Source organism: Gordonia jinghuaiqii, from assembly GCF_014041935.1.
Classification (GTDB): Bacteria; Actinomycetota; Actinomycetes; order Mycobacteriales; family Mycobacteriaceae; genus Gordonia; species Gordonia jinghuaiqii.
On the sequence record NZ_CP059491.1, the window covers coordinates 5106111 to 5120336 of the forward strand.

The 14226-nt window shown below is 67.2% G+C and carries 14 protein-coding genes; 11 read left to right on the forward strand and 3 right to left on the reverse strand.

Annotation, left to right across the window (positions count from 1 at the left end; translation table 11 throughout):
- Nucleotides 1-25 precede the first annotated feature (25 nt).
- Nucleotides 26-1501 (reverse strand): MDR family MFS transporter, encoded by a 1476-nt coding sequence (locus tag H1R19_RS22760; protein ID WP_188330554.1) that lies wholly within the window; start codon nt 1499-1501, stop codon nt 26-28.
- A 125-nt stretch (nt 1502-1626) separates the two neighbouring features.
- Between H1R19_RS22760 and H1R19_RS22765 the strand changes: the two genes are divergently transcribed.
- On the forward strand, nt 1627-2250 hold the full coding sequence (locus tag H1R19_RS22765; protein ID WP_219850238.1) for a TetR family transcriptional regulator: 624 nt from the start codon (nt 1627-1629) through the stop codon (nt 2248-2250).
- 58 nt (nt 2251-2308) lie between these two features.
- Here H1R19_RS22765 and ggh read toward each other — a convergent pair whose 3' ends face one another.
- Nucleotides 2309-3649, reverse strand: coding sequence for a glucosylglycerate hydrolase (gene ggh, locus H1R19_RS22770; protein WP_188330556.1), 1341 nt, complete (start codon nt 3647-3649; stop codon nt 2309-2311).
- Nucleotides 3650-3735: 86 nt separating this feature from the next.
- Between ggh and H1R19_RS22775 the strand changes: the two genes are divergently transcribed.
- Nucleotides 3736-4416 (forward strand): SDR family oxidoreductase, encoded by a 681-nt coding sequence (locus H1R19_RS22775; RefSeq protein WP_188330557.1) that lies wholly within the window; start codon nt 3736-3738, stop codon nt 4414-4416.
- 143 nt (nt 4417-4559) lie between these two features.
- Nucleotides 4560-4955, forward strand: coding sequence for a hypothetical protein (locus H1R19_RS22780; protein ID WP_219850239.1), 396 nt, complete (start codon nt 4560-4562; stop codon nt 4953-4955).
- On the opposite strand, the gene H1R19_RS22785 is transcribed toward H1R19_RS22780, so the two are convergent.
- On the reverse strand, nt 4952-5341 hold the full coding sequence (locus tag H1R19_RS22785) for a nuclear transport factor 2 family protein (RefSeq protein ID WP_219850240.1): 390 nt from the start codon (nt 5339-5341) through the stop codon (nt 4952-4954). The two genes, H1R19_RS22780 and H1R19_RS22785, sit on opposite strands and share 4 nt — an antisense overlap.
- 145 nt (nt 5342-5486) lie before the next feature.
- Between H1R19_RS22785 and H1R19_RS22790 the strand changes: the two genes are divergently transcribed.
- The 8 genes from H1R19_RS22790 to H1R19_RS22825 all read left to right on the forward strand — a co-directional run bounded on the left by H1R19_RS22790 (nt 5487) and on the right by H1R19_RS22825 (nt 14194).
- On the forward strand, nt 5487-6191 hold the full coding sequence (locus H1R19_RS22790; protein ID WP_244970807.1) for a DUF4129 domain-containing protein: 705 nt from the start codon (nt 5487-5489) through the stop codon (nt 6189-6191).
- Nucleotides 6188-7495: a DUF4350 domain-containing protein gene (locus H1R19_RS22795; protein ID WP_219850241.1), complete on the forward strand. Its 1308-nt coding sequence runs from the start codon at nt 6188-6190 to the stop codon at nt 7493-7495. The genes H1R19_RS22790 and H1R19_RS22795 overlap by 4 nt, the downstream gene beginning before the upstream one ends.
- Nucleotides 7492-8550 carry an AAA family ATPase gene (locus H1R19_RS22800; protein WP_188330560.1) on the forward strand — a complete coding sequence of 353 codons (1059 nt, stop codon included), beginning with the start codon at nt 7492-7494 and terminating at the stop codon, nt 8548-8550. The genes H1R19_RS22795 and H1R19_RS22800 overlap by 4 nt, the downstream gene beginning before the upstream one ends.
- Complete coding sequence (locus H1R19_RS22805; protein WP_188330561.1) at nt 8550-9842, forward strand: DUF58 domain-containing protein; 1293 nt, start codon at nt 8550-8552, stop codon at nt 9840-9842. Before H1R19_RS22800 ends, H1R19_RS22805 begins: the two co-directional genes overlap by 1 nt.
- A 103-nt stretch (nt 9843-9945) precedes the next feature.
- Nucleotides 9946-10890, forward strand: a complete 945-nt coding sequence (locus H1R19_RS22810) for an alpha/beta hydrolase (RefSeq protein ID WP_219850242.1) — start codon at nt 9946-9948, stop codon at nt 10888-10890.
- A 21-nt stretch (nt 10891-10911) separates the two neighbouring features.
- Nucleotides 10912-11781, forward strand: a complete 870-nt coding sequence (locus H1R19_RS22815) for an SDR family NAD(P)-dependent oxidoreductase (protein WP_219850243.1) — start codon at nt 10912-10914, stop codon at nt 11779-11781.
- 2 nt (nt 11782-11783) lie between these two features.
- On the forward strand, nt 11784-12704 hold the full coding sequence (locus H1R19_RS22820; RefSeq protein WP_219850244.1) for a ferritin-like domain-containing protein: 921 nt from the start codon (nt 11784-11786) through the stop codon (nt 12702-12704).
- A complete protein-coding gene (locus H1R19_RS22825) occupies nt 12701-14194 on the forward strand; it encodes a flavin-containing monooxygenase (RefSeq protein WP_219850245.1) in 1494 nt (497 codons plus the stop codon). Before H1R19_RS22820 ends, H1R19_RS22825 begins: the two co-directional genes overlap by 4 nt.
- Nucleotides 14195-14226: the final 32 nt, after the last annotated feature.

Genomic DNA, 14226 nt, shown 5'->3' on the forward strand with positions numbered 1-14226 from the left:
ACCGGGTGCGTCGCAACCTCCGACGTCAGGCGGTGCCGACCGTGCCGGCCTTCGGGGCACCGGTCCGTCCGCGCACCAGCGCGGCCGCCGCGATGAGTACCAGGGACAGGCAGGCCGCGACGACAAAGGCGGTGTGGATGCCATCGGCGCCCGCCTGGAGCGGGTTCACCCCGTCGTCGATGGCCGACTGGGTGCCACGGGTCATCAGAGTGATGAACAGTGCCGTGCCCGCCGCGCCGGCGACCTGCTGGATCGTGCTGACCGTTGCGCTGCCGTGCGAGTACAGTTCGGGACCCAGCGATCCCAGCGCCGAGGTCATCAGCGGAGTGAGCCCGAAAGCGATTCCCGCGCTGAGGATCACGTGTGCGGCGATCACCATGCCGAGTGACGAACCGGCGTCGAGGGTGGTGAGCAGCCAGGTGCCCGCACTCACCGCCACCGTGCCGGGCAGAACCAGCGGTCGGGCACCGACCTTGTCGAACAGTGCACCGACGAAGGGGGCCATCAGACCCATCACCAGACCGCCGGGCAAGAGCACCAGGCCGGTCGTCAGGACATCCTTGCCCATCACGTTCTGCAGGTACAGCGGCAGCAGGATCAGGGCACCGAACAGTGTCAGCATGAATCCGGCCATCAGCACGACGGCGAGGCGGAACGGCGCGGCCGCGAAGGTCCGCAGGTCGAGCAGAGCGCGTCCACCGTCGGCCAGCTTGAGCTGACGCAGGACGAACAGCCCCAGCGCCACGACACCGATGACCAGCGGCACCCACGGCGGGACCGGGGCATGTCCGCTCGCGGACTCGCCGATACTGCTGAGGCCGTAGACGATCCCGCCGAATCCGAGCGCCGAGAGCGGTACGGAGATGAGGTCGAGGTGGGACGGACGCTGCTCGGTGACGTTGCGGACGAACACCCCGCCGAGGACCAGTACGGCGACCGCGATCGGCAGCACGATCCAGAACATCGCACGCCAGCTCAAGGACTGCAGGATCAGCCCGGACACCGTCGGACCGACGGCAGGCGCGACGGCGATGACGATGGAGACGAGGCCCATCGTGCGTCCGCGGTTCTGCTCCGGGACCACGTTGAGGATGGTCGTCATCAGCAACGGCACCATGAGCGCGGTACCCGACGCCTGCACCACGCGCGCCACGATCAGGAGCTCGAAGCCCGGTGCCAGTGCGGCCACGAGCGTGCCGGCCGTGAAGAGGATCATCGCCGCGAGGTAGATGGAGCGAACGGTGAATCGCTGCATCAGGAAGCCGGTGGTCGGGATGACGATCGCCATGGTGAGCAGGAAGCCACTGGTCAGCCACTGGGCCGTGGCCGCGGTGATGTCGAGGTCGGTCATCAGGGTGGGCAGGGCCACGCTGAGGATCGTCTCGTTCAGGATCATGACGAAGGCGGCCGCCAGCAAGATGCCGATGAGCAGTACGGCACTGCGATCATGGCCGGTGCGCGGGCGCTGGTCCGTGCCCGTGAGGGCTGCATTCTCGGTCACTGTCGCTCTTCCATCTCGTGTTCTCCCCGGGTCGATCAGATGGCGACGCTACCGCACTGTGGCAGTGACTGCCACCTTGGCATCAGATGCCATCGATCAAGGGGTGCGGGCGCTAGTCTCGGCTCATGTCAGATTCCTTCGAGAGTGGCGACCTGAGAGCCCGCCGACGCGATGCGACGCGCTTGGAGATCCACGAGGCCGCGGTGGATCTGTTCGAGCGCAACGGTTTCGACGAGACGACGGTCGACGAGATCGCCGCCGCCGCAGGGGTGTCGCCGCGGACCTTCTTTCGCTACTTCCCCACCAAAGAGGAATGCGTGCTCTTCGACCGCTTCGGCTTCGACCGCGCGCTCGACGACCATCTCGCTGCGATCGATCCCGACGCCTTCAGCCTCGCCGACATCGAAAGCGCCTATCGCGCACTGCTGGAAGGGTTCGGTGACCGCGGCGACGACGTGTCGGCACACTTCCTGCGCGTGCAGAAACTGGTGCTCGCGACACCGACCCTGAGCCGAGCAGCACTCGGACGCTACGCCGAGAGGTCACGGCGTCGACCCGAGGCGCTCGGCGACCGCAGTTCGGCGCGTACCCGCAGCCAGATCCGGATGATCCTCGAGATCGCCAACCTCGAGGTGCAGTGCGCCTTCGAGGAGTGGGTCGAGACGAACGACGCCACCGGCGGTTCGGTGTCGACGCGGTCGTTGGTGGCCGTCTACGACGACGTCTGCCGCCGGATGCGGGAGTTGTAGCCGGTTTCCGGTGAACCGGAGACCGACCTCCTCACAGGACGCCCGGCTCCGGCGACCCTCAGTCCAACCAGTCCAGCACCGACGCAGCGGTCCAGCTCTGCTGCATGCTGCCGAGGGGTTCGCCGGTGAAGGGCTCGTAGTACTCGGCGAAGGTCCCGTCGGTGGCCTGGCGCAGACCTTCGTCGCGCAGACGGGCGGACCGTTCGGTCCAGCCGCGTCGCCCGAACGCCCAGCTGAACAGCCAGGTCATGACCGGCCACACCGGACCGCGCCAGTACTCGCGGGGCCGGAAGTCCGCGGAGATCGGCGACGTCGACGGCGGCACCGCATAACGCAGGTCGGGGTGGCCGCAGTACCGCGGGCCTTCGAAGAGCCGCAGCAGGGCGCGTTCCCGATCCCGCGACAGTCCGCCGCAGAGCAGCGGGGCGAACACGGCGATCGTCTCGGTGTTGATCCACGAGTTCGCACGCAGGTCGAAATCCCTTGCGGCACCGTTGCGATCATTGGCCGCCGACACCACGCCGGCGCGGAACCGATCCGCCCACGCACGAAGGTCGCGGACGTCGGAGCGCGGTTTGGAGTAGTCCTCACCGATGGTCGCGAGCACGTCGCAGGCGACCGAGAAGATGGCGCTGACGAAGACGTCCTCGACGGCGAAGCTCATCACCTTCGGGAGGATCTCGTCGTCGTAGTTGGCGCGCTTCATCTGCTCGACCAGCCAGATGTAGCGGTCGTACTCGAGATCGGAGGGGCGCATCGACAGATCGGACACATGGTCGAGGTCGGCTCGCTGATACGGCGGAAGATCCTCTCCGGGAACCACATTCGCGTAGGCGGAGTCCCACCTCGGCGAGTTGTCCATCCCGGATTCCCAGCCGTGGAAGAGAGTGATCCGGCCGCGGCCATTGGGATCCCGGGCGTGGGCCAGCCAGCGATGCCACCGCACGAGCGAGCTCCACCGGCGATCGATGAACTCGTTGGCCACCGCCCGGGTGGTGCGGCCGTGGCGTCGGGAATGGTCGAGGATGCGCTGCACCGCGATCGCGTGGACCGGCGGCTGGGTGATACCCGACGTGTCGGGGAAGTCGGGAGCGCAGTCTGCCAGCCGGGAGCACTCCCACCGTGCCGGGCCGGGGAAGTAACCGTCGCGACCGTTGGCGAAGACGATGTGGGGGATCATGCCGTTGCGCCACTGCGCCGACAGCAGGGTGTCCATCTCGATCACCGCGCGCTCCACCGACAACGGCGCGAGGCCGACGGTCACGAACGCCGCATCCCAGCTCCACATGTGCGGATACAACTTGGGCGCAGCGCTTGTCATCGTGCCCAGGTCGTTGCCTCGCAACAGGTAAGCGGCGCGTGCCGACAGCTGCGTTGGGGTGAATCCATACCTGGCCACCCCGACGATTGTGCCCCGCGACGCCCGGCTCTGCTCACCGAGGTCGTCGAGGTCACCCGACGACGATCAGCCAGTAGGGTCGAGGAGTGCCCACCGCATTGATCACCGGCGCGAGTCGAGGTCTCGGCGCCCACATCGCCCGACAACTCGCACCGACACATGACCTGCTGCTGGGCGGACGCCCCTCCCCCGAACTCGATCAGCTCGCCGTCGAGCTCGACGGCGCCAGCACTTTCGCCGTCGAGTTGACCGATTACGACGAGGTCGAGGCGGCCGTGGAGGCCGTCAATGAACTCGACGTGCTCGTCCACAACGCCGGGGTCGGGAGCAGTCTGGAGATGGTCGCCGAGACCCCCGTCGAGGAATGGCGGCACGTGCTCGAGGTGAACCTGGTGGCCGCCGCCGAGCTGACCCGGCTGCTGCTGCCCGCATTGCGTTCGGCGCAGGGGCACGTCGTGTTCGTCAACTCCGGCGCCGGCCGCAACGCCAAACCGCGGTGGGCGCCCTACGCGGCCAGCAAGTTCGGGTTGAGGGCGCTCGCCGACTCGCTGCGCGGCGAGGAGCCGACGCTGCGGGTCACCTCGGTCTACCCGGGACGGATCGACACCGACATGCAACGCGAACTCGTCGCGATCGAGGGACGCGACTACGACGCCTCACAGTTCCTGCGGCCGGAGTCGGTGGCGGCCGCGGTCGTCCACGCCATCCAGACGCCGGGCGACGCCCACCCCCAGGACATCGTGTTGCGGCCGACGGGGCGGGGATGAGAACTCCAGCGAACCACCCGTCGTCGAACACCTTTCGTCCCGATCTCGGGTCTGGCGGAACTCCCGCGCCTGCAACTCGCCGAGGCATCACCTGGGTACGTGCGGGTTGGTTGGTCCTAGCAGCACTCGCCGTATCGTTCGCTGTGTGGCAGGCGTTCGGACCCGCGGGCACGGTTTCGTTGTCGTGCTCCAAGACGGGCGAGCTCGACGACCCCGGCATGCGCGCGGGGACGACCTGCGACGACCCGATGTGGTCTGCCGTCGGGATCTGGCCGCTGGTCATGCTCGGCACGCTGTTGTGCGCCGCACCCGCTCTGGCCGCACTCATCATGCGCTGGTGGGCGTCCTGTCTGGCGACCGCAGTGCTTGCCGGTCTGACTGTGCTCGGGTTGAGTAACTGGACCGGCTTCTGGGGCCTGCTGATGTTCGGTGGTGTTCCGATGACCGCCGCGGCGATCGGGATCTCGGCGTTTCATCTCCGCGTGAAGCACTGCAACGCGGTTGCCCAACCGTCGGACCGCCCCAGGACCGCGGGCTAGAGCTGCGTGAGGTCTTCCGGCTTCCACACCGCGCGCATCGAGGAGACCTTGCCCTCGTCGTCGAAGACCATGATGTCGACGGGGGTGATCTCGAAGGCGAGTCCCGAGGTCTTGGTCACCAGGGTGAACTCGAAGACGGCGGTGTCGCCCGCGATTTTCTTCCACTTCAGGGTCGCGGTGCGCTCGTCCATGCCGGTGATGACCGAGTAGAACTCGACGAGCTGTTCGCGGGTGTTGCGGATGTCGGCGCCGATCGGGTCCTCGACCGTCGCGTCGGCGGCATACAGGTCGGCGATCTGTTCGGCAGTACCCGAGTTGAGCAGGTCGATGTAGGCGGTCACCGCTGCGTCGATCTTGTCGGCAAGTCCGGCTTGTTCCACGGTCATGAATGTCCTCCAGAATTAGAACGTGTTCTAGTTCGGCACGCTAGCACGCTGTCCGCCGACCGGTGGATGGTTTGGGTTCCCGGGGCTGGTTCTTTGATACGTTCGCCGCACAGATCTTCCGCGGGGAAAGGCCGGTGTCCTGTTGATGTCCGAGTCCCCGCACGACCGCGCAGTGACCCCGGTTCTCGCCGCACCGCTGGACCCCGGCAACGACGAGGCACGGCAGTGGGCCGAACGCGAATTGTCGGAGCCCGAGTATCAGCCGCCGGAACCGTCGTGGCTGGACCGTCTCGTCGAACGGTTCTGGAATTGGGTCGGTGAGAACATCTTCGACTGGTTCGGTGGGTCCGACACCGTCCGGGCGATCGTCCTCGTGCTCGCGATCGCACTCGTGCTGTCGCTGATCGTGGTGGTGGTCCGGCATGTTCGCCGCAACCCGCGTGCGCCCGGGACTCCCGGCGGCACGCGATCCGAGAAGGTACTGCAAGGGACACCCAGGACTGCCGACGAACTGCGTTCCGAGGCCGAGAACGACTATGCCGCCGGTGATTACAACGCAAGCGTCATCGCCGCCGTCCGCGCCCTGGCACGCCGCTCGATCGAACGCGAGCTCCTCGCCGACGTACCGTCACTCACCGCGCATGAGGTCGCCGTCAACCTGAGTCCACGCTTTCCCAGTTCCAGCACCGCCTTACGCGAAGCCACCGACCTGTTCGACGCGATCGCCTACGGCGACCGGTACGCCTCGGCCGGGTCGGCGCGCGCAGTCCTCGACCTCGAACGAGCGGTGGCCTCCGCGCGTCCGGCCGAGGTCGGTTCCTCGCATCGTCGCCTGGCGGTTCCGAGATGACCACCCGTGCGCAGGCTCCTGCACCCTCAGGGCCGACCACAACGGGGAGGCCAGCCACGACGGGCAGGCCGACCGCGAAGGCCAGGACACCGCGGTGGGTGTGGTGGCTCATCGGGGTGATCGTCGTGGTGGTGGTAGTGCTCGTCGGCCTTCTCGGCCTCACGGCACTGTCCGGTGCCGGCGGTCCGCGTGGTCCCGGCGTCGACAACGATCCCGACAACGCGCAGCCCAACGGCTCGCGGGCACTGGCCCAGATCATCGCCGACCACGGCGTCGACGTCCGTCAGACGCGGGGCTTGGACGAGTTCACCGATGCGCCGCGCCCGGATCGCGACACCACCGTGGTCGTGTCATCGACGTCGTCGTTGAATCCCGGTACCACCGACCAGTTCCGGGAGCGAGTGGGGCGGGCCCACCGAGTGATCCTGATCGCCCCGGAGGACGGCGTGCTGACCGCGCTCGGCCTACCCGTCACCACGAGTTTCGGCGGTGCGGCGGGTGTCTCCGGAGTGCCTGCCGGCTGCCGGGCCCCTGACATCTCCGCGGACGACGTCGTCACTCCCGGCCCGCTCGGTTACACCCCGACCTCGCCCGACGCCGTGCCCTGTTTCACCTCGGACGGGTCGTCGAATGTGGTGGTCGTGCCGGAGACCGCCGACCGGTCCGAGTACGTGATCGTGACCGGTGACATGCTGACCAACGCCGCACTCGCCGCCGAGGACAACGCCGGCGCCGCGGTCCGGATCTTCGCCGACTCCGACGAGATCCTCTGGTACATCCCGTTGTTCACCGATCAGGTGACCGCCGAGAAGGAACCATCCGAGGTCCCCGAGGCTCTCGGGCCGCTGATCGTGTTGACGGTGTTCGCGGTGCTGGCGCTGATGTTGTGGCGTGGCAGGCGATTCGGGGCGCTGGTCACCGAGCCACTACCCGCGGTCGTCAGAGCGATCGAGACCACGCGGGCACGTGGCCGGATGTACCACAAGGCGGGGGCCGCCGCGCGTGCCGCCGCGGCGCTGCGCATCCACACGCTGTCGTCGTTGGCCTCGGTCCTCGGGCTGCCCTACGACGCCGCACGCGCGACCGATGCCCTGTCCCGCCCGGATCGGGAATCGACACTCGCACCCGACCAGGCCGATCCGTCGGTCGCCGCCATCATCACGACCGTGGTCAGCGTGACCGGTCGTGACCCCGACGTCGTGCGGGCGCTCCTCGCCGGGCCGTTGCCCACGACCGATGAACAACTGGTGCACTTCACCACCGAGTTGACCGCCCTCGAGAAGGAAGTCCGACACACACCATGACCGTCGACCCGTCCCGCATCTCTGCCTCCGGTCCGTTCGACAAATCCCCCGGCGGTCAGGCCGGACCGCCTCCTGACGATCCGTATCGCAGGCCCGGCGCGTCGTCGGACCGGTCCCGTGACGCGCTCGGCGCCGTCCGCGCCGAAGTCGCGAAAGCCGTGGTCGGACAGGAACCGGCGGTCGCCGGCATTCTCATCGCCCTGCTGTGCCGCGGCCACATCCTGCTCGAAGGTGTTCCCGGCGTCGCCAAGACCCTGCTGGTCCGGTCGGTGGCGGCCGCACTCGCCGTGGAGACCAAACGGGTGCAGTTCACCCCGGACCTCATGCCCGGCGACGTGACCGGATCGCTCGTCTTCGACGCCGCCAGTTCGGAGTTCACGTTCCGGGAGGGCCCGGTCTTCACCAACCTGCTGCTGGCCGACGAGATCAACCGCACCCCGCCCAAGACGCAGGCCTCGCTGCTCGAGGCGATGGAGGAACGCCAGGTCACCGTCGACGGGGAGCCCCGTCAGTTGCCGCGGCCGTTCCTGGTTGCCGCGACGCAGAACCCCGTCGAGTACGAGGGCACCTACCCGCTGCCCGAGGCCCAACTCGACCGCTTCTTGTTGAAAGTCACGCTGCCGCTTCCTCCACGCGATGACGAGATCACCGTACTCACCAGGCACGCAACCGGTTTCGACCCCCGCGACCTGGCCGCCGCCGGACTACGCCCGGTCGCCTCGGCCGCCGACATCGAGGCGGGTGCCGAACAGGTACGCCGCGTCGGTGTGGCCCCGCAGGTCACCGCATACATCGTCGACATCGCGCGCGCCACCCGGTTCTCCCCCTCGCTCGCACTCGGGGTGAGCCCGCGCGGCGCCACCGCACTGCTGGCCACCAGCCGGGCGTGGGCGTGGCTCAACGGACGCGACTTCGTGACCCCCGACGATGTGCAGGCGCTCGCACAATCGACTCTGGCCCACCGGTTGTCGCTGCGTCCGGAGGCCGAACTCGAAGGCGTCTCGGTCGGCTCGGTCCTCGACGCCGCCATCAACTCGGTGCCCGTCCCCCGCTGATGTTCCTCACCGGCCGGTTCCTGCTCCTGGTGCTGTTCGGCGCGATACCGATCCTGGTGTGGCCGAACTACGCGGTCCCGCTGCTCTGGGTGCTGTTCTGCGTACTGCTCATGTGTCTGGATCTGGCGCTCGCGGGATCGACCAAGACCATCGGCCTGGCCCGTTCGGTGCCAGGACCCGTACGCCTCGGTGAGAGCACCACATGTCCGATCGCGATCACCAACCACGGGACGGGCACCTTCCGGGGTGTCCTGCGCGACAGCTGGCAACCGTCGGCCGGCGCCGTCGGCACCATCCACCGCGTTTCGGTGCCGGCGAGCGAGACCCGCACGGTCACAACCACACTCACCCCTGAACGACGCGGTGACCGGCTCGCCGTGCGGGTGACGGTCCGACGCCTCGGCCCACTCGGGCTCGCCGGGCGGCAACGCGGTGTCCCGCTGCCGGGACGGGTGCGAGCACTCCCCCCGTTCGGTTCGCGGCGACTGTTGCCCTCACGCCTGGCACATCTGCGCCAGCTCGATGGCCGGTCGGCCGTTCGGGTCCGAGGGCAGGGCACCGAATTCGATTCTCTCCGCGACTATGTGGAGGGCGACGACGTCCGCAGCATCGACTGGCGGGCCACCGCACGTCGACGTTCCACCGTCGTCCGCACGTGGCAACCGGAGAAGGACCGGCACATCGTCATCGTGCTGGACACCTCGCGCACCTCTGCGGGTCGTGTCGGCGACATCCCGCGCCTCGACGCCGCGATGGACGCCGCACTGTTGCTCGCCGCCCTCGCCTCGCACGCCGGCGACCGTGTCGACCTCATCGCCGGGGACCGACGCGTCCACCGGCGGGTCGCCGGAGTGGGCCGAACCATGTTGCTGAACAACCTGGTCACGGCGATGGCCGACCTGGAACCCGCGCTGCTGGAAGCAGATTGGCCGATGCTCGGAGCCGAGGTCGCCAAGATCAGCCGTCAGCGCGCGCTGCTGGTGCTGCTCACCCCGCTCGAACCCGCCGCCGTCGAGGAATCGCTGCTGCCGCCCCTGTCGGTGCTGGCACAGCGCTACAAGGTGGTCATCGGTTCCGTCGCCGACCCCTCCCTGGAGACCATGCTCACCGAACGCGGGAACGCCGGGCAGGTCTACGACGCCGCCGCGGCGGCACGCACCATCACGCTGCGCAACCGGACGGCAACCGCGGTGAGCCGCCTCGGTGTCGACGTGGTGGACGCGCCACCTGACAAACTGCCCGCCAAGCTCGCCGATCACTACCTGCAGTTGAAGTCGCGGGGGTTGCTGTAGCTAGGTCGCCACGTTCGCCGCCGTCGCGATCTGACAATGAACATTGCGCCATCGAGCTCCTTGCCATTGACAACTGGCACAGTATGCGGTGACTATCGTCACCATGACGTCCACGTTGCCGTTGCCGACTCGAGGTTCGGTGAGATCGCGACTTGCCGCCACGGCGACCGCGCTCACGCTGAAACCGGTCGCCTCACGGTTGCCTTATGGCAGCGGGGGCGAGGCAATCGCGCGCGTACTCGTCGGGGTCGCGATGCGCGCCTGCGGGCCCGTGGCTCGCGGGACCCGGGTGTGTGCTGTCGACGAGGACGGCGTGGTCGGCGAATGGGTCAGCGCCGGTGTGACGGCGTCGAACCGCGTGGTGCTGTACCTGCATGGCAGCGCCTATGCGATCTGCTCGGCGCGGAGCCACCGCGGACTCGCCTCCCGGTTGTCGCGTGAGACCGGCCTACCGGCGTTCGTCGTCGACTACAGCCTGGCGCCGGAGTTCCCGTTCCCGACCGCCGCCGACGACGTCGAACGCGCCTACCGGTGGTTGCTGTCGCAGGGTTTCCGCCCCGACGACATCACTGTCGCGGGTGACTCCGCCGGCGGTCACCTGGCACTGGATCTGGTGCTCGACAACGCACGTCGAGCAATACCTCAGCCCGGTGCCGTGGTGCTCTTCTCGCCGCTGATCGATCTGACATACACCCTCGCGAGCACGCGGGAACAGCTTCGGCCCGACCCGATGATCTCCGCCACCGCGGCGCGAGCATTGACCCGGTTGTACACCCGCGCCCAGTCACCAGACATCCCCCGGCTGCGACTGGCAGTCGAGGCGGGAACAGTGTTGCCTCGCTTCATCATCCAGGCGGGTGGCGCAGAGATGCTGGTTGCCGACGCCGAGCATCTCCGCGACCTCGTCGTCGACGCGGGTGGGGACTGCACCCTGGAGGTCTGGCCCGACCAGATGCACGTCTTCCAGGCTCTTCCTCGGATCGCGCCCGAGGCGGATCGCGCGCTGCGCCGCGCAGCCGAACTGCTCGATCGCGTTCCCACGCGCTGACCACGAACCGAAAAGAGAACCATGTTAACTCACCACAGGTCACTTCCCTCTCGCGGCGCGGACGCCGTGGTCACCGGTGCCGGCAGCGGAATCGGGCGCGCATTCGCCATCGAACTCTCTCGACGGGGCGGTCGCGTCGTGTGCGCCGACATCTCCGGTGAGCGTGCCGAGGAGACGGTTGCACTCTTGGAAGGTCCCGGCTTCGCCGTCACATGCGACGTCGCGGTGCGGTCCCAGGTAGAGGATCTCGCCCTGTTCGCCGAGCTCGAGTTCGGGCATGCCCCCACGCTGGTGATCAACAACGCCGGTGTGGGGATCGGCGGACAACCCATCGGTCGCATCGGTTTCGACGACTGGAACTGGGCGCTGGGCATCAACCTCTGGGGCGCGATCCACGGGTGCGAGATCTTCGTCCCACAGATGCGGGCGGCCCGCCGTGGCGGCATCATCAACGTCGCCTCCGCAGCCGGCTTCGCCGCCGCCCCCACCATGGGGGCCTACAACGTGGGCAAAGCAGCAGTGATGTCGCTGTCGGAGACGCTCGCCGCCGAGCTGTCCGGGTCGGGCGTGAAGGTGAGCGTGCTCTGCCCGACATTCGTCAAGACCAACGTGGCTGTCGACGGCCGGATCACCGACGGCTCGATGCACCTGGCCCAGACCCTCATGCGGTGGACGGGACTGTCTGCCGAGCGGGTGGCGATCACCACGCTCGACGCGCACGACAAGGGACGCCTCTACGTCGTACCGCAGCCCGACGCCAAAGCGATCTGGTTGCTCAAACGCCTGACCCCGACCCTCTACACCCGCGGCGCGGGCCTGCTGGACAGGATCCTGCCCAATGCGCCTGCGCCTCAGGCGATTTCCGATTTATCCACCACGACAGGAGCATGACTATGGCCTTCGACTTCGATGCCATGCTGACCAAGATCAAGGACCGCCAATGGTCCCTGGCCGACATCGACTGGGATGCGCCAGGTGCAGAAACGCTCAGTCCTGAACTCCACGCGAAACTGAAGCCCTTCATGGCCGACCTCATGTGGATCGAGAACGTCGGCGCGCGCGGGTTCGCCGCCATGGCACGCAAAGCACCCACGGAGACACTGCGAGACATCTATCGGCACTTCCACGCCGAAGAGCAGAAGCACGCCAACGCCGAGCTGGCACTGATGCGCCGGTGGGGCATGCTCGAGAACGATGAGATCCCGCAACCGAACGTCAACGTCAAACTCGTCATCGATTGGCTGGACAAGTACTCCGACGAGACACCGCTCGCCGTGCTCGGCACCGTGATCCCGATGCTCGAGGTCGCACTCGACGGTGCGCTGGTCAAGTTCATCGTGGACGAGATCGAGGATCCGGTGTGCCAGGAGGTGTTCAAGCGCATCAACGCCGACGAATCCCGTCATCTGGCAGTGGATTTCGAGGTCATCGAGTTACTCGGACACGCGAAGATGCGCCGGATTCTTGTCGAGACGATCGGAGCATGGCTGAATCCCTCGCTGATCGTCGGCACGCTGCGCTACATCCCGCTGCTGAACAAGATGCGCGACAACATCGTCGACATGGGCGTCGACGAGGAACGCCTCTACTCGGCGATGAAGCGTTTCAAGAAGGTCGGCGAGCGTAGCGAGTTCCCGAAGCGGTTGCCGATGTACCGATTCATCAGCTGGCACGGAGGTGTGGTGGTCAATCGGAAGCACCCGTATCACCTGTTCGCCGACGGCATGGTGAAGCTGACCGCCAAGTACCCCACCCGGTTGCTACGCCCGCAACCCACCTGGTCCAAGGAACTCACCTACGAGCCCGTCGCATGAGCGAGATCGTCTCGACCGCGATCATCGGAGCGGGATTCGCCGGTATCGGCGCCGCCATCCGGCTGCAGCAGCGAGGTATTCGCGACTTCGCCATCTTCGAACGCGGAGTCCGGGTGGGAGGTACGTGGCGCGACAACACCTACCCCGGCGCAGCGTGCGACATTCCCTCGCGCCTGTACTCCTACAGCTTCGCGCCCAACCCCGACTGGTCACGCACGTACTCGGGCAGCGACGAGATCCTGGCGTACATCGACTCGATGGTCGACAAGTTCGAGTTGACGAAGTACGTGCGATTCGATCACACGGTCGTCGACATCACCTGGCATGAGTCCCGGTCGTTGTGGGAGATCACCATTGCCGATCGTTCCCCAGTGCTCGCCCGGACCGTCGTGATGGCGTCGGGACCTCTGGCGAACGTCAGTCTCCCTCAGATCCCGGGGATCGAGAAGTTCGAGGGCGCCAAGATACACAGCGCCAAATGGGATCACGACTACGACTTCACCGGCAAGAAGGTGGCCGTGGTGGGCACCGGTGCCAGCGGCGTGCAAATCGTGCCGGAACTGGTGAAGGTCGCCAAATCGGTCAAGGTCTTTCAGCGGACGCCCGGGTGGGTGCTCCCCCGCACCAATATGCGCACGCGAGCCATCACCAGCGAGATCTACCGGCGAGTTCCCTTCAGCCAGGATCTCGCCCGCACGGCGTGGTTCTGGGGCCACGAATCGGTCGCCCTGGGGGTGGTCTGGAACACCCCGTTGACCAGGGTGGTCGAGGGTGTGTCGAAGCTCCATCTCCGTCGGCAGGTGTCCGACCCGTGGTTGCGTCGCCAACTGACGCCGGAGTTCCGTGCCGGATGCAAACGGCTTCTGATGACCAGCTCGTATTACCCTGCGCTGCAACAGGACAACTGCAAACTGGTCACCTGGCCGATTGCGAGTATCTCCGAGAAGGGCATCCGGACCGTCGAAGGAATCGAGCATCGGTTCGACGCCATCGTGTTCGCGACGGGTTTCGACGTGTCCAAGGCGGGCTCGCCGATCCCGATCACCGGACGCGACGGGCGGGTGCTCGCCGACGAATGGAGCTCAGGGGCGTACGCCTATAAGTCCATCGCCGTATCGGGCTACCCCAACATGTACTTCACGTTCGGGCCCAACTCCGGTCCCGGGCACAGCTCCGCACTGGTGTACATGGAGGCGCAGATCGACTATCTCGTCGATGCGATCGCCACGGCGGTGAACCAGGACTTCGTACTCGATGTGCGCGCGTCCGTGCAAGCCGAGTACAACGCCGAACTGCAGCGTCGTCTGACGAAGACGACCTGGAACTCCGGGTGCTCGAGCTGGTATCTCACCGACGACGGCTTCAACGCCACGATGTTCCCCGGCTTCGCGACGCAGTACGTCAAACAGTTGCAGACGGTTGCGCTGCCGGACTACGCGGTCACCGCGGCAGCGCCGACCACCGCCGACGCACTCGCCGAGGTGCGCTAATCTGGCCGGGCGCCGCTGGATGAACGTTGCGG